A 20,306-nucleotide genomic window follows, 5' to 3' on the forward strand; every position below is an offset into this window, starting at 1 on the left:
TACCGGTTTCAGGTGGCCGGGCGTAGAATGCCACCATGGCGGAATCGGGTGCCAGCACGGCCTCAGCATCACTCTCGGAACGGCTCTACGAGATGTCGTCGAGCGACCCCCGGGGCGAGCTCGTCGACCGCAGTGGCGTGTCGCCCGAGGATCTCAGCCAAATCGCCCGGCTCATGGCCGCGCTTGTGGCCCTGCGCGACACCGAGCGCGAGGTTGCCGATGCCTCCCGGGAGTACATGCAGCTCGGCGCGCAGGACATGCGGGCACTGCACCTGCTGATCGTCGCGAAAAATCGGGGCGAGGTCGTCACTCCCGGCATGCTTGCGGCCCACCTCAAGATCTCACCCGCCTCGACGACAAAACTGCTCAACCGACTCGAGCGGGGCGGGCACGTGACGCGCAGCGTGCACCCGGTCGACCGTCGGGCGTTCGCGATCGAGATCACACCCGAGACCCACGCGGCCGCGATGCAGACCGTGGGTAAGCAGCAGGCGAAACGGTTCACCGCAGCGGCCCGGTTGGACTCTGGTCAGCGCGAAACGGTGATCCGCTTCCTCGAGGATATGACCGAGGAGCTCTCCCTTAAGAACGCGGACTGGGCACCTCGGCCCGAGGCGTCGAAACGAGCTGATCCCGCGCCCTGAGTCCCGCGGCGAGCTCCCGCGACAGGGTCGCGAAGTGCGTGTTGCACGAGGCAATTTCCGCGTCGAGGGCGTCGCGGGCCGCAAGGTTCGGGGTGCGGTCAAGTTCGAGCGACGCGTCGCGGATCCGGTCCATCTGGAGGGCGATATCCGCCACGTGCCGGAGGACATCACCCGTATCGGCGCTGGCCGCAAGGAATCCGACCCAGCGGCTGAGGGCCTCGGAGAGGAGCCGGCGCTCGGCGACGACCAGGGTGCGGAGATCGCGGTGTTCCGCGGCCCAATCGCTGGGCGGCAGGCTCGGGTCGAGCGCGGGGAGTCTGCGGGGGACCACGTGCCCGCGCGCGATCTCGCTCTGGGTTTCGTCGGCAAGATCGTGGAGGAGCTCGGTCAAGGCGAGCCGCGTGACCGGTTCCCAACGCCGAGCCGTGGATCGCGCCACCACCTTGTCGACCACCAGGACGGTCAGCAGGAACGTCACGAGCCCGGCCGCGAGGCCGGCGAGAATGACGAGATCCTGCCACAGGCCCGTCGCGATATCGATCCAGAGGACCACGGCGATGACCACGATCGCTCCGATCACTCCGGCAATGCGTGTCGCGCGGTGGCGCGGTGTTTCGTGGCTCATGCGTCCCCTTTCCGGGCGAGGGCGTCTCTCTGGTCACCATAGCCCACTCTGCGGCGCGGTATCGCGGGAGAAAAACCCTGGACTCGACGCAATATGCGCGAAACAATGGCGCGGAGAAGGCACGTGCGGCTAGGGTGGTGGGAAATACCCCCGAGGGGTATCTGGTTGTGTGGGGTGATGCCGCACTCACGGAGGAGGGACAGTGATGAACAACGCACACGCGGAGCACACTGAGAGCACCGAGCACGGGACACCCGCTCGTCACAAAGGCCACGAAGGCCACGAGGGTCACGAAGGCCACGAGAATCACGGGGCACACGAGGGTCACGGTGGCGGTCACGCGGGCCACGACGAGCACCGTGGCGGCCACGCGGGCGGTGAGGGGCACGAAGGCCACGGCGGCCACGCGGGGCATGGCGATCATGTCGCGCAGTATCGCCGGCTCTTCTGGATCATGCTGGTGCTCGCGGTCCCGACGGCCGGACTGTCGGTGATGTTCGCCTCGATCCTGGGCTATCCGCTCCCGGACTGGGGCTGGATCGCGTGGGTCTCTCCGATCCTCGGCACGGTGATGTATGTCTGGGGCGGGCGACCGTTCCTCGTGGGCGCGGTCGAGGAGATTCGCGCGCGGAAGCCGGGCATGATGCTCCTGATCGGACTGGCGATCACGGTCGCCTTTCTCGCGTCATGGGGTGCCAGCCTGGGGCTGCTCGATCACCAGCTCGACTTCTGGTGGGAGCTCGCGCTGCTGATCGTCATCATGCTGCTGGGGCACTGGGTGGAGATGCGTTCGCTCGCGCAGACCACCTCAGCGCTTGACTCGCTGGCAGCGCTGCTCCCGGACAGCGCGGAGCGTGTTGAGGACGGGGAGATCGTGACCGTCGCCCCGAGCGCGCTCCGCGTCGGGGATCTGGTTGTGGTGCGTCCCGGCGGCAGCGTGCCGGCGGACGGGCGTGTGGTCGACGGACGTGTCGCGATGGACGAATCGATGGTGACCGGCGAATCTCGCACGGTGACGCGGACGGTGGGCGATCACGTCACCGCGGGGACCGTCGCCACCGACTCCGGGCTGCGCATCGAGGTCACGGCGACGGGCGACAATACGGCGCTCGCCGGGATCCAGCGCCTCGTGACCGAGGCACAGAACTCGTCATCGCGCGCGCAGCGGCTCGCCGACACCGCCGCGGGATGGCTGTTCTGGTTTGCGCTCGGGGCGGCAATCGTGACGGCGATCGCCTGGACGCTGTTCGGGCTCCCGGACGAGGCCGTGGTGCGCACGATCACCGTGCTCGTGATCGCGTGCCCGCACGCGCTGGGACTCGCGATTCCGCTCGTCGTGTCGATTGCGACGGAGCGTGCCGCGCGGGGTGGCGTGCTCGTGAAGGACCGCCTCGCGCTCGAGAGCATGCGAAGTGTGGACGCGGTGCTCTTTGACAAGACGGGGACGCTCACGAAGGGCGAGCCGGAGGTGTCCGAGATCGCGACCGCGGGGGAGTGGGATGCCGCGGAGGTGCTCGCGCTGGCGGCGGCCGCCGAGCATGCGAGCGAGCACCCGCTTGCCAAGGCGATCGTGCGTGCTGCGGCCGATCGGCAACTCGCGCTTCACGCCGCGACCGACTTCTCTTCGTCTCCGGCGGTGGGCGTGACCGCGAGCGTCGATGGGGCGACGGTTCGGGTCGGCGGTCCACACTTGCTCACGGAGGAAGGGCTGACGGAGCTCGCGGCGGTCGAACCGTGGCGCGCACGCGGCGCGATTATCCTGCACGTGATCCGCGATGGCGTCGCGATCGGGGCGCTTGCCCTGAGTGACGAGATCCGATCCGAATCCAAGGACGCGGTTGACGCGCTGCATCGGCTCGGTGTCTCCGTGGTGATGATCACCGGTGACGCGGAGGCGGTGGCGCAGTCGGTCGCCGCGGAGCTCGGGATCGACCGCGTCTTCGCGGGCGTGCGCCCCGAGGACAAGGCCGCGAAGGTGCAGGAACTGCAGCGCGAGGGACGTCGCGTCGCCATGGTCGGGGACGGGGTCAACGACGCGCCGGCGCTGGCACAGGCGGACGTCGGGCTCGCGATCGGGGCCGGCACGGACGTGGCGATCGCCTCGGCCGGGGTGATCTTGGCGAGCGACGACCCCCGTGCGGTGCTCTCCGTGATCCGGCTCTCGCAGGCCGCGTACCGCAAGATGCGCCAGAACCTGTGGTGGGCGGCGGGGTACAACCTGATCTCGGTGCCGTTGGCTGCGGGGGTGTTGGCACCGATCGGCTTCGTGCTCCCGATGTCCGTGGGGGCAATCCTGATGTCGCTCTCGACCGTGGTCGTTGCGCTGAACGCGCAGTTGCTGCGCCGCCTGGACCTGCGGCCGGAGGTGGTGACCGCCGAGCTGCTCGAGGGCTCAGGCCGCTGACGCGTAGGCGGCCCCGGGCCACGACCGGCGGAACGGCCGAGCGGGCCGAGGCCCCGCGATCACCATCGGGGGGCCTCGGAGCGTGCTCGCGTCGACGCGGCGACCGCGGAGAGGACGCCGGTGACAAACGCGGCGGATCGTTCGGCGAGCTCGCGACGACGCTGCGCCACAAGCTCGTCTGCCGGGGGGTCGAGCGGGGTGAGCGGGCGGAGCTGGTTGACGCGCACGTTGCAGTCGAGGTCAACGCAGAGGTACGTGCCGAGCGTGGACTGCTGCTTGGACTGCGCTGATCCCGCGGTGAACAGCGCCACCTGCTCGAATCGCCGGGGCATGCGGCAGAATTCACACATGACCGCCCTGCTCGCGTTCGTGCGGGTGCGCGTGGTGGTGAGCATGATGCCGGTGAGTTCGCCGGTGTGCTCGGTGAACAGGTAGCCGCGTTGGGGCGCGCTGGGATCGCGCCACCCGATGAAATCACGTTCTGCTGGGGGTGGCTTGCGCGCAACCCGGGGCTGGCGCACGGTGCGTCGCGTGGCCTCGTCGACGTTCCCGAGGGCCGCTCTGAGGGTGGTGAGGGTGTGCTCGTGCACGAGGGATCCTTTCTCGATCGAACTAATTTGTACAAGTGTACAGATTAGTTGACTAGACTGAGAAGCCCCGGCAAAGTGAGGAACTATGGCCTATCTCCCCCGTGCGGAACGCCGCGCCGCGATTATCGCGGCCGCGCTGCGCGTGATCCGTGCGGATGGCTTCGCAGCGGTCTCCGCGCGCTCGGTTGCCGAGGCGGTCGGGGGGTCGCCGGGCCTGATCCATCAGCATTTCCCGAGCGTTGTCGAACTCACCGCCGAGGCGTGGCGTGCGTACGTAGCGGAGAATCTTGCGGAGTTCGAAGAGGTCGTGGGGGGCGGGGGCGACCCTGTCGATGAATTCTTCGCGAACCACTTGGACCCCGAGCGGGGGGACGAGCTGGGAATCTGGGCTGACGCCTGGGCGCACGCCATGCGGACGCCCGCCTTCGGTGTGGTGTTCACCGAGTCGGTGCGCGAGCTCACCGCCGTCTTGCGGGGAAGCGGCGTCGAAATGTCCGATGTCGAGGCGGATCGCGCGGTGCTGCTGGCGATCGCGCTCGGGGGGATGCAGCGCGTCGCCCCCGGGGCGTATCCCGTGGCTCGGGTGGCGGGCATTCTCGGGCGGTAACTCGGCGCGGGGCGATTTCGCGCCGTCGCAGCGACTCCTCAGCTTGCGCTGCCAGGATACGGGGTATGGGTATTCGGAGGGGTGCTGTGCGCCCGGCTCTTGCGAGCGCTGCCATTGCTGTCATGCTCTTCGCGGCGGGCTGCGCGCCCGCCGCGACCGATGCGGGCGGGGGTGCGGGCTCTGAGGCTACGGCCTCCGCGCCAGACACGCGCACCGCGCTCTCGGAGTTGGGCCTCGACGCGTCGGATCCCGTGACGCTCGCCGCGGGTCTCGATGCGCTGCCCGTGGACGCCCGCACTGCCGAATTCTCTGCCGCGATCATGCCGGGCGAGATCCGCGTGCAACCCGACCAACCGGGCGAGCTCGTGGTGCCGGTTCCGGAGGGCCAGTTCTACCTCTCGGTGGCGCCGTATCGCACCCAGACGCACCCCTGCACCTTCCATGTGCCCACGTCGTGCCTGGGGGAGCTGCGGGATGTTCCGGTGCAGCTGACCGTGACCGATGTGGCAACGGGCGACGTCGTTGTGGATCGCGCGGCCCAGACCGAGGACAACGGCTTCCTGGGGGTGTGGCTGCCGGCGGACGGCGAGTTTACGGTCGCGATCACCGTGGACGGGGAGTCTGGGGTGCAGACGGTGCGCACCGGCGCGGAAGACCCGACGTGCCTCACTACGCTGCAGCTTGCCGCATAGGAACTTCGGAAATCGTTGCATATGCGCATTTGCGCCACTGAATCCGTTGTGATAATCTTCCATCACCGCCGTAACCGCGATTCTTGAGGCCCCGTTCGGGCGCCCCGCGGACGGCGGCTTGGAGTGATACTCGTGACCGCAACAGGCCACACTCTCGTTGTCCCCGAAGACCTTCGGTTCTTCCAGTCCCGCCCCGTACTGCGTCGCATTGCCTTCGTCGCCGGCTACGAGGGCTTGAGCGTGCTCTTCACGGTGGTGGTACTCAGCGCGGTCCTCGGCCACGGGGGCGGCACGTCCACGCTCACCGCCGTCCTGCTGTCCACGGTCGCGACGATCTGGAACTACCTGTGGAACACCCTGTTCGAAGCGATCGAGCGTCGCCGCGGGGCGGTCGGGCGCGGCGCCCTCGCGCGGACCGTGCACGCGCTCGGCTATGAGGGCGGCGTGCTGGTGGTCACGATCCCGCTGGTCGCCATCATGCTGGGTGTGAGCCTGCTCGAGGCACTCGTGATTGAAAGCGGCTTGCTCGTGTTCTTCCTGGTGTTCACGGTGAGCTACACCTGGGCATTCGACCGGGTCTTCGGTCTGCCCGCCTCGGCGCTCGCCGAACAGTAAGAACAAGTCCGCCGGGGGCGCGTGGCGCCCCCGGCGGAGCATGGGCGGTGTCGTTAGCCCTGGATCTTCGCGAACGTGTCGCGGATTCCTTGCTCGTTCCAGGACCAGATGTCGTCGCCGCGCAGCACGGCGTCCGCGCCACCGTCGCAGTAGATGGTCTGGCCGCAGCAGTGCGTGTTCTCAACCGAGGTGAGCCAGATGAGGAGCTGCGCGATGCTTTCGGGGCCCTGATGTGAGTTGAGCGGCATCGGGACGACCGCGTCCACGAGCTTGCGCCCCTCTTCGCTCGCCAGGAGCTCCTGCGTCATCGGAGTCACCACGGTGCCCGGGCCGACGGCGTTGACGGGAATGCCGGCACCCGCCCAGTGCGCCTTCGGCGCCTCGCGGCGAACCCAGCGCGAGATCGCCTGCTTCGACGAGGAATAGATCAGGTTGCCGGTCTGCGGGTCGGCGGTGAGTTCTTCGGCGATGGCCAGCGCCTGGGCCTCGTCGTCCGAGAGGAGGGCCTCGACGAGCGGCGGGGCGACGGGCTGGAGCGAGGCCATCGACGAGATCAGCGCCACGCGCGGGGCTGCCGACCGCGCGAGTGCGGGCTGCATCGCCTCAAGGAACTCCGTCATGCCGAAGTAGTTCACTGACGCCGTGATCACCTTTGGGAGCGCGAGTCCCGCGCACGCGATGACCGCGTCCACGGTGCCGCCGGCCAGAGCAGTGGCCTCGGCCGCGGCGGCGCGGCGGCCCGCGGCAGTGGAGAGATCGCCGGTCACTTCGACACCGGACAGATCGACACCGATCACGGTGTTGCCGGCATCGCGGAGGAGCTGAGCGGTGGTCTTGCCGATGCCGGAGGCGGCACCGGTGACGACAAAGGTACGAGACATGGGAGGGGAACCTTTCACTGGGGAGGGGGTGTGGTCAAGCTGGTCAGGAACCGGGGGAGAAGTCGCACGAGCGCTGCGCGATCCGCCGCCGCCCAACCCCGGGTGGCGGCGGCGATCATCGCGAGGCCCGCATCGTGCAGGCCCTGATACGCCGCTCGCCCACGCGGCGTGAGCGTGATGAGTGCCGATCTGCGGTCCCCCGCTTGGGGGGCGCGATCGAGGAGCTCCGCCGCGGAGAGCCGGGCAAGCAGCTTCGACGTTGACGGCCGGCTGAGGTGGAGTTCGGTGGCGATCTGGCTCGGGGTCGCGGTCCCGCCGGCGCGGCCGAGCAGGTGCAGCGCCCGGATCGCCGTCGGGTCCAGGTCGATCGTGCTCGCGACCGCGACCTCGCGCTGGAACTCGTGCGACGTCCAGCGCGAGACGAGCGTGGTGAGTGCGCCGAGCAGCTCGGCGGCGTCGCGGGCCGGGATCTCGGCCGCGTGCGCGCCGCTGGGGGCGCTGATCGGGGAATCCTCGGCCGTCATGGGATGATCCTACCCCTGGTAGTTGCTTCAGGCAACTATATCGGGATGCTTCCCTATTTGTTCCCAGCGTTCTACCCTGGACACATGGCACGCATCATTCTGTTCGGCGGCCACGGACGGGTCGCCCTCCTCACGTCCCCCCTCCTTGCGGCGCGCGGCGACCAGATCACCGCCGTGATCCGCAATCCTGACCACGCGGCGGAGGTGACCGCTTCGGGGGCGACGCCCCACGTCGCGGATCTCGAAACTCTGGATGAGCACGAACTCGCCGAGCTGATCGTCGGGCACGACGCGGTCGTGTGGTCCGCCGGTGCCGGTGGCGGCGATCCGGTGCGGACGCGGGCGGTGGACCACGACGCCGCCATCCGCTCGATGACCGCAGCGGCGCTCGCGGGTGTGCCGCGCTACATTATGGTCTCGTACCTCGGATCCCGGCGTGATCACGGGGTCCCGCCGGAGGATCCCTTCTTCGCGTATGCCGAGGCGAAGGCTGCCGCGGACGAGCATCTGCGCGGCTCCAGCCTGGACTGGACCGTGCTCGCCCCGGGCACACTCACCCACGACCCGGGAAGCGGCACGATTGCGGCGGGTGGCTCCGACTGGACCGTCGTGTCTCGGGCCAACGTTGCGGCCGTCATCGCGGAGACGCTCGTCACGCCCGGGACCGTGCACCGCACGGTCCCGTTCGTGGACGGAGACACCCCGATCGCGGAGGCGCTCGCCGGAGACGCCGACGCGAGCTAGGCGCGCTCAGGCCATTCGACCGTGCCCGGGAAATCCGGGTGCCGGCGCAGCCATGCCGCCACAAACGGGCACCGGGGAATGATCGTCAGGCCGGCGGTTCGGGTGCTCTCGAGCGCCGCGGAAACCAGTGTGCCGCCCAGCCCGCGGCCCCCGAAATCGGGATCGATCTCCGTGTGCATGAAGTCGCGCTTGGTGCCGCCTGCGCGCGAGCGGTACTCCGCGAAGCCGGCGAGCTTGCCGTCCACCGTCACGGCGAAACGGGACTGCTCGGGTTCGTGCACGACGTGGATCTGCTCGCTCATGATGCTGCCTCCTGACGGGTCGGGTACTCCGGGAACTACTGCTTGCGGGGGACGAGCCGGGCGACGGGGGCTGCCGGCGCGGGAAGGGGCGGATCCGGCTCGTGCTCGGGGAGACCGAAGCGCTTCGGATCGAGCGGCCCGGGCGCTGCGACCGGGCTCTGCGGCTGCGCGCTGCCGGACGGATCCGCCACCCCCGCGGCCGCCACGGTCTCCTGCCATTCGGCGCGCGCCTGCAGGATCTCCTCGTGGCTGCGGCCCACGAAGTTCCACCACATGATGAGCTGCTCCCGCATCGGCTCGCCGCCCAACACGAGCACGCGGGCCCCTGCAGCCCCCGCCGTGAGCTGCAGGGCGGCGGCTCCCGCCGGGGCGAAGCCGAGATCGTCCTGCGCGAGGGCCAGGGCGGACACCCCGCCGCCCGTGGCCGCGACCCGAGTCAGCGTCGCCTCGCCGGAATCGATGAGGACGCCGTGCTCGAACGCCGCATCGACGGGAAACCCGACGCTCGCGCCCGGTGCGAGCCGGAGCTCGGCCCCGAGCAGCGGGGAGTGCGCGGGCACGGGGGAGGCGGAGCCCAGGAGCTCGCCGAGGAAGACCTGGCCCTCCCACCCGGCACCGGTGATCACCGGCGGCACGTAGTGGGCGAAATCGGGCGCGATGTCGGCCGCGTGCGCTGGCAGCGCGATCCAGAGCTGCGCGCCGTGCAGCACGGTCGTGCTCGGCGTGGACCGCTCGGAGTGGCTGATCCCACGTCCGGCGGTCATCAGGTTCAGCTCACCCGGACGGACAAACGCGTGAAACCCGGCGCTGTCTCGGTGCTCGATCTCGCCAGAGAAGAGCCAGCTCGCGGTCTGCAGGCCGATGTGCGGGTGGGCGGCGACGTCCATGCCGCCGGTGCGCGAGACGTCGTCCGGGCCGTAGTGATCGAGAAAGCACCAGGCGCCGATGAACGACCGGGCCCGCTGCGGCAGGGTGCGCCGCACGGTCATGGCGCGCAGGCCACCGAGCGGCACCTCGCGCGGCTCGATGAGCTGCAGTGCCCCGTCCGCGGATGCGGCGTCTGCGCACAGTGTGGCCTCGGGACCCTGCTCAGGATTGCTCACTGCTCGCTCCTCCCGGTGCGTCCGGGAGACGCCCCGAGGCTAGTCTGCCACGCCCGTGACGCGAACCCTAGGTGGGCGGGCGGTGTTCGCTCGGAGCATGCCCGGCGCCGCACGTGTGCTCCGGAAGCGAGCGGCGGGGCGCGGTTCACGAACGGGCAGGAGATTCACGAATTTCGAGGAGATTTGGGGCCGGATCCGGCCCCTGGCCGCAGGATCTCCTCGGGGGTGAACGACCGCGGCCCCGCACCTCGGGCGAGGGGCGGGGCCGCGTGCAGGCTAGGCCGGGCGGTTCACGGGGGAGTCCGGCGTGCCGGTCTCCAGCAGCGTGATGCCGTTCTGCGCCTGGATGCGCACGTACTCGATCTCGGTGCGCGCCGAGAAATACGCGATATGCGGGGTGAGCACCACGTCATCACGGCCGAGCATCGGGTGATCGGCGGCGGGCGGCTCCGTCTCCAGTACGTCGAGGGCGGCTGCCGAGAGCTGGCCCGAATCGAGCGCCGCGGCGAGCGCGTGATGGTCGATGAGCGCGCCACGGGACACGTTCACGAGCACGGAGCCGCTCGGCATCTCCGCGAGGAACGCAGCATCGATCATGTGCTCGGTCTCGGGGGTGAGTGGGAGATGCAGGGACAGCACGTGTGCCGTGCGGCGCACCTCGGCGAGGTCCGTGCGGCGCACCCCGAGGGCCTCGAGATCGGCCTGGATCTCCGGGGTGTCCGGCAGCATCGGGTCGTAGCCGACGACCTCGCCGAACAGCGGGCGGGCCAGGCGCACGAGCTCGCGCCCGATCTTTCCGAGCCCGATAATGCCGAGCGTCGTCTCGCTGAGGCGCGGCGGCGCGGTGAGCGCGCGGTCGTTCCAGGTGTCCGGTTTCGCCGACGCCTGGTAGAAGCCGAGCTGCCGGGTGGCAGCGAGCAGGATCGCGAGGGCGTGGGTGGCGACCTCCTCGGTCGCCGCACCGGGTACGTTGGTCACCCACACGCCGTGCTCCGTCGCAGCTTCGAGGTCGACGTAGTCGAAGCCCATGGACATCAGGGCGACGATCCGCAGCTGCGGCATCGCCTCGATCATCTCGCGGGTCACGGAGGCGTATCCAGGCAGCAGCACGGTCGCGTCGTGCGCGCCCGCGATGATCTCCGCCGAGTCACGCGTGCCGAGCACGCGCACCTCGAAGCCTGCGGCCTCGAGGAGCTCGATGCCGATCGCCGGATCGGTGTCTTCGACGTCGGTGTAGACCGCAACCGGTCGGGTCGTCGTGGTCATCTGCTTAGGCCCCCTGCGCGGCGTCAAACGTCGCCTGGTCGATGTGGATGAGCTGCAGGCCGCCCGCGGCGACGGCAGCGGTGACGGCCTCGGCGAGTTCGCCGGCGGTGGCCACCTTGCGGCCGGTGCCGCCGAACGCGTCGGCGACGGCGGCCCAGTTGGGCTGCGCGAGGTCGACGCCCACCGGGGCGATCCCCGCGTCGAGCTCGTTCTGCTTGATCTCGGCGTAGCCGCCGTTGTCGACCACGATGACGGTGACGTCCTCGCGCTGCTCAACGACCGTGATGAACTCGTTCATGGAGAACATGAGCGCGCCGTCACCGACCACCGTGAAGGCCGGACGGTTCGGCACCGCGATGCGCGCGCCGAGCGCGGCGGGGAGGCCGTAGCCGAGCGTCGCGTAGGTCGCCATGTAGGGGGTGGAGTTCGGCTCGGAGACGCGCAGCGTGTTGAGAAGGCCCCAGTACGCGATCTGCGAGGAGTCGGTCGCGACGATCGCGTCCTCGGGCAGCGCGGCGGCGATGGCCTCGGCGAGCGCGGTGTTCACCGCGGAGAGCTCGGCGGACTCGGCGCGCACCGCGGCGCGGGCCTGGCTGGCGGCCCCGACGGCGCCCGCGTGATCCCGCGGGGTGCCCGCGCCGAGCTCGGTCAGGAGCGCCGCGAGCGTCGCCGCCGCATCGCCGACGAGGCCGACGTCGGCGCGGTGGTTCTTCGTGATCTGCGACTCCAGCAGATCGACGCGGATGATCGTGCCCGTGGCGGCCAGCTCGGACACCCACAGCTCGGCCTCGCCGAGCTTCGACCCGACGATAAGCAGCACATCGGCGTCCTGGGCGACGGAGCGGCCGGCCTGGAGCCGCAGGCTCGACCCGACCGCGAGCGGGTGCTGCTCGTCGAGCACGCCCTTCGCGTTGAGCGTCGTGATGACGGGGGCCCCGAGGCGCTCGGCCAGCGCACGAAGCTCAGTGGCCGCACCGCGGGATCCGCCACCGGCGAGGATCGCGGGGCGCTGCGCGGCTGCCAGAAGGCGTGCGGCCTCAGCCACGGCGGTCGCATCGGCGGTCGCGGGGCCCGCGATCGCGCGAGGCGCGGTGGCGTCGGCGGCGAGCTCGGTCTCCTGCTCGAGCACATCGAGGGGGACCTCGATGTAGACGGGGCGCGGGCGGGTCGTGCCGAAGAGCTCGAACGCGTCGTGGATCGCGGCGACGGCTTCCTCGGCGGAGGTCACGCGGCGGCCCCACTCGACGATCGCGGATGCGGCGCTGAGCTGATCCTTCGTCTCGTGCAGGGTGCCCACGTCGGCAAACTCGGCACCGAGGGCGGGGCCGGGGGAGAGCAGGATCATGGGGCGCGACTCGCAGTACGCGGTGCCCGCGGCGGAGAGCGCGTTCAGGAGGCCGGGGCCACTCGTGGTGATGACCACGCCGGGCAGGCCGGTCTGGAGCGACCAGCCGTCAGCACCGTAACCCGCGCCCTGCTCGTGGCGGGTGGTGACGGGACGGATCCCGAGCTCGCCGAGCGGACGGTAGAACTCGAGGTTGTGGGTGCCGGGGATGCCGAACACCGTGTCGATGCCGTACCCGCGAAGGGTTTCCATGACGACCCAGCCGGTCGTGCGCTTAGGTGTGGTCTGCATGATGCTCCTCAAGTTCTGTGTGGTGCGTGGGTGTAAAAATCCGGCCCCACCTCGGTGCTGCGGGGCCGGATTTCATCAGTGAATGGGCTAGTGGTCGGTGCCGATGGCGGTCGTGTCGGTCCGCGCGTTGAACGAGCCGGTCACGGGTGCCAGGTCCGAGTGCTGCGGGGCAAACCGGACGCCGATCCAGGCGACGAGTGTGAGCACGCCGAAGAACGCGACGACCGACCAGAAGTTGCCGCCGGTGACGACGAGCAGCGTCGAGGCGATGGCCGGGGAGAGGCCGCCCCACACTGCGGCACCCAGGCCGTACGACAGCGACATCGAGGTGTACCGCGACTGCGGGCGGAACATCTGCGCCATCAGGGTGGACAGCGGGGCCCAGGCACCGCTCAGGGTGACGCGGATCAGGATCACGAAGAGCCAGATCATTGCGACGTTCTTGGCCTGGATCGAGAGCACGAGCGGGAGGATCACAAGGAAGGAACCGACGATGCCGAAGTACATGACCCACTTCGCGCCGATCTTGTCGCCGAGCGCGGCGATCGGGAGGGTCACGAGCGCTTCAACGAGCGAGGCGATGGTGAGGGCACCCAGCATCACGGACGCGTTCAGGCCGATCTCGGGCGTCGCCGCGTAGTTCTGCACGAAGGTGGTCGCGATCACGTAGCCGCCGGAGGACATGGCGATGATGCAGAAGCCGAGCAGGATCGGGCTCCAGTTGTTCTTCAGCGCGAACAGCAGCGGCGTCGACTGCTCCTGGCCCTCAACCTTGGCCTCGAAGACCGGGGTCTCCTCGACGCGGTAGCGCACCCAGAAACCGACGAGGATCAGCACGATGCTGAAGAGGAACGGGATCCGCCAGCCCCAGCTCATCAGGGCGTCCTCGCCGAGCGCCGAGAGCGCCCAGAACGCGCCGGTCGCCATGAGCGCGCCGAGCGGGTTGCCGACCTGCGTGAAGCCGCCGTAGAAGTTCTTCCACTTCGTGGGGGCGCTCTCCACTGCCATAAGGCTGGCGCCGCCCCACTCGCCGCCGACCGCGAGGCCCTGCAGCATGCGGAACAGGATCAGCAGGATCGGGCCCCAGATGCCGATCTGCGCGTAGCCGGGGAGCACGCCGACGAGCGTCGTTGCCACACCCATGAGGACCAGCGTGATGGTCAGCGCGGGCTTGCGTCCCAGGCGGTCGCCGATGTGGCCGAAGATGATGCCGCCCAGCGGGCGCATAAAGAAGGCGACCGCGTAGGTACCGAAGGACGCGAGGGTCGCGAGCGCCGGATCGAGGTCCTCGGGGAAGAAGACGTGGGGGAAGATGATCGCGGCCGCGGTGGCGTAGACGTAGAAGTCGTACCACTCGATGGAGGTGCCGACGAGGGCGGCCATGCCGCCCTTGAGGGCCCTTCGGTGCGTGTTCTCTTGGACCGGGGAGGCGGTCGTTGACATGTGAGCTCCTTCGCTGGATGTCGGGGTGAAGCGGGTGGGGTGTTCCGGGGAGGGGGGATTCGGGGCGGTGGGGTGGCCGGAGCGGCCACCCCACCTGAGGGGATTAGTAGACGCGCTCGCCACCGACCCAGGTCGAGGCCACCGCGACCGCGGCGAGCTCGGGGACCGGGGTGGTGTAGGGATCGCGGGCGAGGACCGCGAAGTCGGCGCGCTTGCCGACCTCGAGGCTGCCGAGCTCGTCCTCGCGGCCGAGTGCGCGCGCTGCGGAGATCGTGTGACCGCGCAGCGCCGTGTCGAGCGACACCGCGAGATCGTCCGAGCCGAGCTGCGTGCCGCGACGGGTGATGCGCGAGACGGCGGCCTGGATGGCCTCCATCGGCCGCGGATCCGCCACCGGGGCGTCCGAGGAGATCGTGACCGGCACGCCGGCACGCTCGAAGTCGCCGAGCGGGTTGAAGCGTTCGCCCGGGGTGCCGATGGCCTGCTCGACGCCCTCGCCCCAGTTGAAGTGGTGCTGCGGCTGGTTCACCGGCATGATGCCCGCCTTCGCCATGCGGTCGATCTGCTCGAGCGTGGGCAGGCCGCAGTGCTCGATGCGGTGGCGTGCGTCGGTGTCGGGGCGATCCGCGAGGGCCGCCTCGATCGCGCTGATGACCATTTCGAGGGCAGTCGGGGACTGCGAGTGCGTCGCGGTCTGCAGGCCGACGCGGTGCGCCTTCTTGATCAGCTCGGTGTAGTCGCCCGGCTCGTGGTAGAGCTGGCCGGTGCGGCAGGGATCGCCGACGTAGCCGTCGGGGAAGTATGCGGTCCAGCCGCCGAGGGTGCCGTCCGAGTAGAACTTGATGCCCGCGAAGCTGAGGTGCTCGTTGCCGAACTGGCCGTGCAGGCCCATCTCGATCGCCTCGTCGAGGAGGTGCGAGAGCAGGTACATGCTGACGCGGACCTTGAGGTCGCCGGACTCGGCGAGGCGCAGGTACATGTCGAACTCGCGGCGGCTCACCTGGGCATCACCGATGGTCGTCACGCCGCCGGCGAGGAAGTTCTCCTGGGCGACGGCCAGCTGGCGCTTGTGCTCGTCCGGCTCATCGGCCAGGTGGAAGTTCGGGCCGTGGTGGCCGATCTTGACGCCTTCGAGCCCCGTGAGGACGTTGCAGGCCGCGTCGGACAGCTCGCCCGTGAGCTCGCCGTCCGCATCGCGGAAGAACTCGCCGCCCTTCGGGTTCGGGGTGTCCTTTGTGACGCCGTGCAGCTCGAACGTGTACGAGTTCACGACGCCGCCGTGGCCGGAGGCGTTCATGAGGTAGACCTCGCGGTCGGTCGCGACCTGATCGAGCTCGAAACGGTTGGGGTGGCGCTGCTCGGCGAGGTTGCGCTGCTCGTAGCCGTAGCCGCGGATCGGTCGGCCGGCGGGGAGGGTCTTCGCCGCTTCCGAGAGCAGGGCGACGATCTCGGGGATCGAGCCGGCCTTTTCGGGTCCGCAGTCCACCCAGCTCATCATCTGTCCGAGCATCAGGGGGTGGGCGTGCGCATCGATGAAGCCGGGCACGACGGTGGTGTCGCCCAGGTCAACGAGCTCGGGCGTGAGCGCGGAGACCTCGGCCGCGGCGGCGCGGCACTCGGCGACGGAGCCGACCGCGCGGATGCGATCGTCGATGATGAGGAAGGCTTCCGGAGTGGAACCCGCCTCGTCGAGGGTGTGAATCTTGGCGGCGGTGACAATCGTCGGCGCCTGAATGGCCGGGGCCTGGGTAAACGCGAGCTTGCGCACGGTGAGACTCCTTCGTTGTGAATCGATACGAGCGTACTCACGATCGAGGTAAACGGAAGACCATGCAGCGCTTCCGCGGGGTCATTGGAGTTGTTTTGTCGATTGAATCGGCCAAATTGGCCGCATTTGAATAGATCAGGCCACCGTTCCAGTTATTTTGTCAGGATCGGCGCAGACTGTTCTGTCAGGATAACCCGGTGGAAGCGTTTGATGAAGACCTGATCCGCGCGCTGCAATTGGACGGCCGCGCGCAGTTCTCGGCGCTCGCGGAACAGCTCGGCGTGCACCGGACCGTCGTCGCCCAGCGGGTGCACGAGCTGATCGAGAGCGGGGAGATCCGGATCCTCGCCGCCGTGCACCCCCGAGCGGTCGGCCTGCCGGTACAGGTGAACCTGCAGTTCCGGATCACGGGGCCGACGTCACCCGTATTCGAACACCTGCTGTCGTACACGAACGTGGTGTTTCTGTCGGAGATCAGCGGGCAGGCCCAGGGGGTCGTCGAAGTGTGGGCGGCGGATCTCGAAGACGTGGGGCGTTCGGTGCGCGCGATCCAGGCGATCCCCGGGGTGCGTGACGTGCAGTTCTCCCTCTACGACCGGGTGCTGAAGCGCCTCCGTTTGGGTGAGGATCCCGATCCGAATCAGCTCTCGTTCGACGCGTTCGACATCGAACTCATGGCCCAGCTGCAACTCGACGGCCGCCTCACCTTTGGCGAACTCGCGCGGCGCACGGGCCGATCCGCCTCCGCGTGCCGCACGCGCGTGCTCCGACTCCTCGATTCCGGCGTGATGCGCATCGGAGCCGTGCGCAGCCGCTTGAACGCCACCAGCTCGGTGCTCTCCGGCGTGGGGATCCTGCTCTCCGGTGACGCGGAGGGCCTCGCCTCGGCGGAAGAGCTCCTGTTGAGCATCCCGACCATCGAGTTCGCGGCGCGCACGCTTGGGAGGTACGGCCTCATCGCGACGATCGCGGCGCGTTCGATCGCGGACTACACGGCGATCGTGCGCAGCATTCGTGCACACCCGAGCGTCACCCACGTCGACACCTGGATTCACGCGGCCGTGTGGCTCGAACGATACGAGTGGAGCCTCGACCGCCTGGAACGCCTCCAGCTCGCGGGCACGCCGCTCTTCCCCGGCTGAGCCGGCCGCCCCGCCCGCCCCACCCACACCGCCCCCCCAACCGACCCCGCCCCGCCCACACCGCCGCCCCATCCAAACCGAGCCAATTTATCTAGCCCGACGAATTTTCCGGCGAATTTCCCTACATCTCGCGAAATTGCCTCGATGGGTGTGGGCGCTTGCCTTGCCCCCGGGCGCCCCGGCTAAGGTGGTGGGAACACGCCGGGTGCCGCTCGCCCGACCTCAGGGGGGTGCGTCGTGATCGAATTCGAACACGTGACGAAGACCTATGCCGGAGGGGCGGAAGCGGTGCAGGATTTCTCGTGCACCGTCCCTTCCCACCGCACAGTCGCGTTCGTCGGGTCGTCGGGGTCGGGGAAGACCACCCTGCTGCGCATGGTCAACCGGATGGTGGAACCCACCTCCGGACGTGTCTTGATCGACGGGGAAGACGTCCGCACACGCAACCCCGTCGAGCTGCGGCGCTCGATCGGCTACGTGCTGCAGCACGGCGGCCTGCTGCCGCACCGTACCGTGCTCGACAACATCGCCGCGGTGCCCCGCCTGACGGGCACGCCGAAGCGCGCCGCCCGCCTCGCGGCCACCGAACTGCTGGAGCGCGTGGGCCTCGATCCGGCCCTCGCACCGCGCTACCCCGCTCAACTCTCGGGGGGCCAGCAACAGCGCGTGGGCGTGGCCCGGGCGCTCGCGTCGGACCCGAACATCTTGCTCATGGACGAGCCGTTCGGGGCCGTCGACCCGATCGTGCGGCGGGAACTGCAGCGGGAGCTGTTGCGGCTCCAAGCGGAGCTCGGCAAGACCATCGTGTTCGTGACCCACGACATCGACGAGGCGTTCCTGCTCGGAGACGAAGTGGTCGTGCTCGCCGCGGGCGGCGTCGTCGCCCAGCACGGCACGCCGGAGCAGATCCTGAGCCGCCCGGCCAGCGCGTTTGTGCGCGATTTCGTGGGGGCTGACCGCGCCGAACGACAGCTCCGGATCGTCGAGGTCGACGGCCGGCAGCTCGCGGTCGACGACGCGGGCTGCCCCGTGGGGGTGCTCAGCCCGTGAGCTGGCCCCTCGCCAACGCCCCGGTGATTCTCGCCGCCGTGGGGGACCACCTCCTGCTCAGCCTGCCCGCGATCCTGCTGAGCGTCGTCATTGCCGTCCCCATTGGGCGGCTGGCCTTCCGCGCCCCGCGATTCGGCGGCCCGCTCCTCGGGGCCGCGAGCCTGGCCTACGCGATCCCCGCACTGCCGCTCCTGATCCTCGTCCCCGCGATTCTCGGGACGCCGCTGCGGTCGTGGCAGACCATGGTGGTGGCGCTCACCGTCTACGGCGTGGCGCTCATGGTGCGGACGTCGTGCGACGCCTTCGCGGCGGTCGATCCGCAGCTGCGAGACGCGGCGATCGCGATCGGCCATTCACGGCGGAGCGTCTTCTGGCGGGTGGAACTACCTCTCGCGATTCCCGTGCTGATCTCGGGAATCCGGGTGGTGGCTGTGTCCACGATCAGCCTGGTCACCATCGGAGCGCTGATCGGGGTGCGCAGCCTCGGGAGCCTGCTCACCGACGGATTTCAGCGCGGGATCGCCGCGGAGATCTGGAGCGGCGTGATCGCGACCGTGCTGCTCGCGCTGCTGCTGGACGGGCTGATCCTGCTCCTGGGCCGCGCGCTCACACCGTGGACCCGACGCCCCGCCCCCGCGAGCGAAGCCGCACCGCCCACCTCGGCGGTGACCGCGTGAACCTGTTTGTGGAGGCGTGGGCGTGGCTCGCAGATCCGGCGCACTGGGCAGGATCCGGCGGGATCCCGTTCCGAGTGCTCCAGCATCTTGGAGTCACGCTGCTCGCGGTGTTCGCCGCCGGGCTGCTCGCCGTTCCCGCGGGGGTCCTGATCGGACACACGCGGCGCGGCGCGGGCATTATCGGCGGTCTCGCCGGTGCCGCCCGGGCGCTCCCCACCCTCGGCCTGCTCACGTTGCTCGGCCTGTGGCTCGGGATCGGCCTCGCCGCCCCCGTGATCGCCCTGATCGTGCTCGCGATCCCGTCACTGCTCGCCGGCGCCTACGCAGGCGTGCAGGCGGTGGATCCGGCGGTCCCCGAGGCGGCGCGGGCGATCGGATTCAGCCCCGCCCAGGTCGTGCTGCGCGCAGAGCTGCCGCTCGCGCTGCCCGTCCTCATCGGGGGTGTGCGCGCGGCCACGCTCCAGGTGGTCTCGACGGCGACGCTCGCCGCCTACACCGCCGACCTCGGGCTCGGCCGATACCTGTTCGCGGGACTGAAATCCCGGGACTACCCGCAGATGCTCGCGGGCGCCCTGCTGGTGGTCGCGCTCACGCTGACCCTCGAACTCGTGCTTGCCGCGGTGCAGCGCGCCCTCACCTTCCGCACCACCACCACCGATTGAAAGGACGACTCATGCATCGACGCACCACCCTGTTTTCCACCGCGCTTCTCGCGGGCGCGCTCGTCCTCACGGGCTGCGCCGCCAGCGATCCGCTCGCCGACGGGGACGGCGATTCCGGCGCCGACGGCGCGACAATTGTGATCGGGTCTCAGGACTACTACTCCAACGAGATCATCGCCGAAACCTACGCGCAGGCCCTGGAAGCCGAGGGCTACACGGTGGACCGCCAGTTCCGGATCGGGCAGCGTGAGGCGTACCTGCCCGAACTCGAAGCGGGGAGCATTGACCTCTTCCCCGAGTACACCGGGAACCTGTTGCAGTACTGGACGCCCGACACCGAGGCCCGGCTCTCCGACCCGGTCTACGAGGAGTTGCAGGAGGCAACCCCGGACGGGCTCCGCGTGCTCGCCCAGTCACCCGCGACCGACCAGGACGCGTACACCGTGACGCGCGACTTCGCGGCTGAGTGGGACCTCGCGACGATCGCGGATCTCGCCAAGGTTGACGTTCCGCTGACGCTGGGGGCAAACTCCGAGGCCGAAACCCGACCCTACGGGCCGCGCGGCCTGGCCGAGACCTATGGCGTCACGGACGTGACGTTCACCCCGGTGGAAGACGGGGGCGGGCCGCTCACCGTGAAGGCCCTCACCGACGGTTCGATCCAGCTCGCGATCATTTACACCGCCGACCCGAGCGTTGCCGAGAACGATCTCGTCGCGCTCGACGACACGAAGGGCATCTTCCTGGCCTCGCACGTGGTGCCGCTCGCGAGCGACCGCGTCGATGCGGGCGCCGAAAAGATCGTGGACCGCGTGAGCGCCGCGATGACGCCCGAGGACCTCCGGGACATGAACGCGCGCAGCGTGCAGGATGAACTCCCGGCATCCCAGATCGCCGCAGACTGGCTCACCGCGAAGAGCCTCATCTAAGG

21 protein-coding genes are annotated in these 20,306 nt (G+C 69.6%); 11 read left to right on the forward strand and 10 right to left on the reverse strand.

Annotated elements, in window-relative coordinates:
• Nucleotides 1–35: 35 nt before the first annotated feature.
• Complete coding sequence (locus D3230_RS15340; RefSeq protein WP_202345930.1) at nt 36–644, forward strand: MarR family winged helix-turn-helix transcriptional regulator; 609 nt, start codon at nt 36–38, stop codon at nt 642–644.
• Here D3230_RS15340 and D3230_RS15345 read toward each other — a convergent pair.
• The gene (locus D3230_RS15345; RefSeq protein WP_202345931.1) at nt 583–1,269 is read right to left on the reverse strand and encodes a hypothetical protein; all 687 of its coding nucleotides are present in this window, start codon (nt 1,267–1,269) and stop codon (nt 583–585) included. The two genes, D3230_RS15340 and D3230_RS15345, sit on opposite strands and share 62 nt — an antisense overlap.
• A gap of 205 nt (nt 1,270–1,474) precedes the next feature.
• On the opposite strand from D3230_RS15345, the gene D3230_RS15350 reads away from it, so the two are divergent.
• The gene (locus tag D3230_RS15350; RefSeq protein WP_202345932.1) at nt 1,475–3,673 is read left to right on the forward strand and encodes a heavy metal translocating P-type ATPase; all 2,199 of its coding nucleotides are present in this window, start codon (nt 1,475–1,477) and stop codon (nt 3,671–3,673) included.
• Between the two features lie 59 nt (nt 3,674–3,732).
• Here the strand turns inward: D3230_RS15350 and D3230_RS15355 are convergent, their stop codons facing one another.
• On the reverse strand, nt 3,733–4,263 hold the full coding sequence (locus tag D3230_RS15355) for an FBP domain-containing protein (protein ID WP_202345933.1): 531 nt from the start codon (nt 4,261–4,263) through the stop codon (nt 3,733–3,735).
• 85 nt (nt 4,264–4,348) lie between these two features.
• Here D3230_RS15355 and D3230_RS15360 point away from each other — a divergent pair, with 85 nt between their 5' ends.
• The 3 genes from D3230_RS15360 to D3230_RS15370 all read left to right on the forward strand — a co-directional run bounded on the left by D3230_RS15360 (nt 4,349) and on the right by D3230_RS15370 (nt 6,177).
• On the forward strand, nt 4,349–4,870 hold the full coding sequence (locus D3230_RS15360) for a TetR family transcriptional regulator (protein ID WP_202345934.1): 522 nt from the start codon (nt 4,349–4,351) through the stop codon (nt 4,868–4,870).
• Between the two features lie 86 nt (nt 4,871–4,956).
• The gene (locus D3230_RS16120; RefSeq protein ID WP_202345935.1) at nt 4,957–5,562 is read left to right on the forward strand and encodes a CueP family metal-binding protein; all 606 of its coding nucleotides are present in this window, start codon (nt 4,957–4,959) and stop codon (nt 5,560–5,562) included.
• A 132-nt stretch (nt 5,563–5,694) separates the two neighbouring features.
• Entirely contained in the window at nt 5,695–6,177 is a 483-nt protein-coding gene (locus D3230_RS15370; protein ID WP_202345936.1) for a PACE efflux transporter, read from the forward strand.
• A gap of 53 nt (nt 6,178–6,230) precedes the next feature.
• Here D3230_RS15370 and D3230_RS15375 read toward each other — a convergent pair whose 3' ends face one another.
• Nucleotides 6,231–7,058: an SDR family oxidoreductase gene (locus D3230_RS15375; RefSeq protein ID WP_202345937.1), complete on the reverse strand. Its 828-nt coding sequence runs from the start codon at nt 7,056–7,058 to the stop codon at nt 6,231–6,233.
• Nucleotides 7,059–7,072: 14 nt separating this feature from the next.
• Nucleotides 7,073–7,582 (reverse strand): MarR family transcriptional regulator, encoded by a 510-nt coding sequence (locus tag D3230_RS15380; protein ID WP_202345938.1) that lies wholly within the window; start codon nt 7,580–7,582, stop codon nt 7,073–7,075.
• Nucleotides 7,583–7,666: 84 nt separating this feature from the next.
• On the opposite strand from D3230_RS15380, the gene D3230_RS15385 reads away from it, so the two are divergent.
• The gene (locus D3230_RS15385; RefSeq protein ID WP_202345939.1) at nt 7,667–8,326 is read left to right on the forward strand and encodes an SDR family oxidoreductase; all 660 of its coding nucleotides are present in this window, start codon (nt 7,667–7,669) and stop codon (nt 8,324–8,326) included.
• Here the strand turns inward: D3230_RS15385 and D3230_RS15390 are convergent.
• From D3230_RS15390 to D3230_RS15415, 6 genes are all read right to left on the reverse strand, one after another.
• The gene (locus D3230_RS15390; RefSeq protein ID WP_202345940.1) at nt 8,323–8,628 is read right to left on the reverse strand and encodes a GNAT family N-acetyltransferase; all 306 of its coding nucleotides are present in this window, start codon (nt 8,626–8,628) and stop codon (nt 8,323–8,325) included. The genes D3230_RS15385 and D3230_RS15390 overlap by 4 nt on opposite strands.
• A 35-nt stretch (nt 8,629–8,663) precedes the next feature.
• Complete coding sequence (locus D3230_RS15395) at nt 8,664–9,731, reverse strand: pirin family protein (RefSeq protein WP_202345941.1); 1,068 nt, start codon at nt 9,729–9,731, stop codon at nt 8,664–8,666.
• 276 nt (nt 9,732–10,007) lie between these two features.
• Nucleotides 10,008–10,997: a C-terminal binding protein gene (locus tag D3230_RS15400; protein ID WP_202345942.1), complete on the reverse strand. Its 990-nt coding sequence runs from the start codon at nt 10,995–10,997 to the stop codon at nt 10,008–10,010.
• A gap of 4 nt (nt 10,998–11,001) precedes the next feature.
• Complete coding sequence (locus D3230_RS15405; protein ID WP_202345943.1) at nt 11,002–12,633, reverse strand: thiamine pyrophosphate-dependent enzyme; 1,632 nt, start codon at nt 12,631–12,633, stop codon at nt 11,002–11,004.
• A gap of 87 nt (nt 12,634–12,720) precedes the next feature.
• Nucleotides 12,721–14,076, reverse strand: coding sequence for an MFS transporter (locus D3230_RS15410; protein ID WP_202345944.1), 1,356 nt, complete (start codon nt 14,074–14,076; stop codon nt 12,721–12,723).
• A 103-nt stretch (nt 14,077–14,179) separates the two neighbouring features.
• On the reverse strand, nt 14,180–15,844 hold the full coding sequence (locus D3230_RS15415; protein ID WP_202345945.1) for an amidohydrolase family protein: 1,665 nt from the start codon (nt 15,842–15,844) through the stop codon (nt 14,180–14,182).
• Nucleotides 15,845–16,041: 197 nt separating this feature from the next.
• Between D3230_RS15415 and D3230_RS15420 the strand changes: the two genes are divergently transcribed.
• The 5 genes from D3230_RS15420 to D3230_RS15440 all read left to right on the forward strand — a co-directional run bounded on the left by D3230_RS15420 (nt 16,042) and on the right by D3230_RS15440 (nt 20,304).
• A complete protein-coding gene (locus D3230_RS15420) occupies nt 16,042–16,986 on the forward strand; it encodes an AsnC family transcriptional regulator (RefSeq protein WP_202345946.1) in 945 nt (314 codons plus the stop codon).
• Nucleotides 16,987–17,223: 237 nt separating this feature from the next.
• Nucleotides 17,224–18,036 (forward strand): ATP-binding cassette domain-containing protein, encoded by an 813-nt coding sequence (locus D3230_RS15425; protein ID WP_202345947.1) that lies wholly within the window; start codon nt 17,224–17,226, stop codon nt 18,034–18,036.
• A complete protein-coding gene (locus D3230_RS15430) occupies nt 18,033–18,713 on the forward strand; it encodes an ABC transporter permease subunit (RefSeq protein WP_202345948.1) in 681 nt (226 codons plus the stop codon). The genes D3230_RS15425 and D3230_RS15430 overlap by 4 nt, the downstream gene beginning before the upstream one ends.
• Nucleotides 18,710–19,375 carry an ABC transporter permease subunit gene (locus D3230_RS15435; RefSeq protein ID WP_202345949.1) on the forward strand — a complete coding sequence of 222 codons (666 nt, stop codon included), beginning with the start codon at nt 18,710–18,712 and terminating at the stop codon, nt 19,373–19,375. The genes D3230_RS15430 and D3230_RS15435 overlap by 4 nt, the downstream gene beginning before the upstream one ends.
• Nucleotides 19,376–19,386: 11 nt before the next feature.
• Nucleotides 19,387–20,304: an ABC transporter substrate-binding protein gene (locus D3230_RS15440; protein WP_202345950.1), complete on the forward strand. Its 918-nt coding sequence runs from the start codon at nt 19,387–19,389 to the stop codon at nt 20,302–20,304.
• The last annotated feature ends 2 nt before the right edge of the window (nt 20,305–20,306 follow it).

Origin of the sequence: Leucobacter chromiireducens subsp. solipictus, from assembly GCF_016758195.1 — a bacterium.
Lineage (GTDB): Bacteria > Actinomycetota > Actinomycetes > Actinomycetales > Microbacteriaceae > Leucobacter > Leucobacter solipictus.

What these genes read in the sequence shown, in the direction of transcription:
- D3230_RS15340 (WP_202345930.1), top strand. Translation starts at nt 36, where the DNA reads ATGGCGGAATCGGGTGCCAGCACGGCCTCAGCATCACTCTCGGAACGG.
- D3230_RS15345 (WP_202345931.1), bottom strand. Translation starts at nt 1,269, where the DNA reads ATGAGCCACGAAACACCGCGCCACCGCGCGACACGCATTGCCGGAGTG.
- D3230_RS15350 (WP_202345932.1), top strand. Translation starts at nt 1,475, where the DNA reads ATGAACAACGCACACGCGGAGCACACTGAGAGCACCGAGCACGGGACA.
- D3230_RS15360 (WP_202345934.1), top strand. Translation starts at nt 4,349, where the DNA reads ATGGCCTATCTCCCCCGTGCGGAACGCCGCGCCGCGATTATCGCGGCC.
- D3230_RS15375 (WP_202345937.1), bottom strand. Translation starts at nt 7,058, where the DNA reads ATGTCTCGTACCTTTGTCGTCACCGGTGCCGCCTCCGGCATCGGCAAG.
- D3230_RS15380 (WP_202345938.1), bottom strand. Translation starts at nt 7,582, where the DNA reads ATGACGGCCGAGGATTCCCCGATCAGCGCCCCCAGCGGCGCGCACGCG.
- D3230_RS15385 (WP_202345939.1), top strand. Translation starts at nt 7,667, where the DNA reads ATGGCACGCATCATTCTGTTCGGCGGCCACGGACGGGTCGCCCTCCTC.
- D3230_RS15390 (WP_202345940.1), bottom strand. Translation starts at nt 8,628, where the DNA reads ATGAGCGAGCAGATCCACGTCGTGCACGAACCCGAGCAGTCCCGTTTC.
- D3230_RS15400 (WP_202345942.1), bottom strand. Translation starts at nt 10,997, where the DNA reads ATGACCACGACGACCCGACCGGTTGCGGTCTACACCGACGTCGAAGAC.
- D3230_RS15405 (WP_202345943.1), bottom strand. Translation starts at nt 12,633, where the DNA reads ATGCAGACCACACCTAAGCGCACGACCGGCTGGGTCGTCATGGAAACC.
- D3230_RS15410 (WP_202345944.1), bottom strand. Translation starts at nt 14,076, where the DNA reads ATGTCAACGACCGCCTCCCCGGTCCAAGAGAACACGCACCGAAGGGCC.
- D3230_RS15440 (WP_202345950.1), top strand. Translation starts at nt 19,387, where the DNA reads ATGCATCGACGCACCACCCTGTTTTCCACCGCGCTTCTCGCGGGCGCG.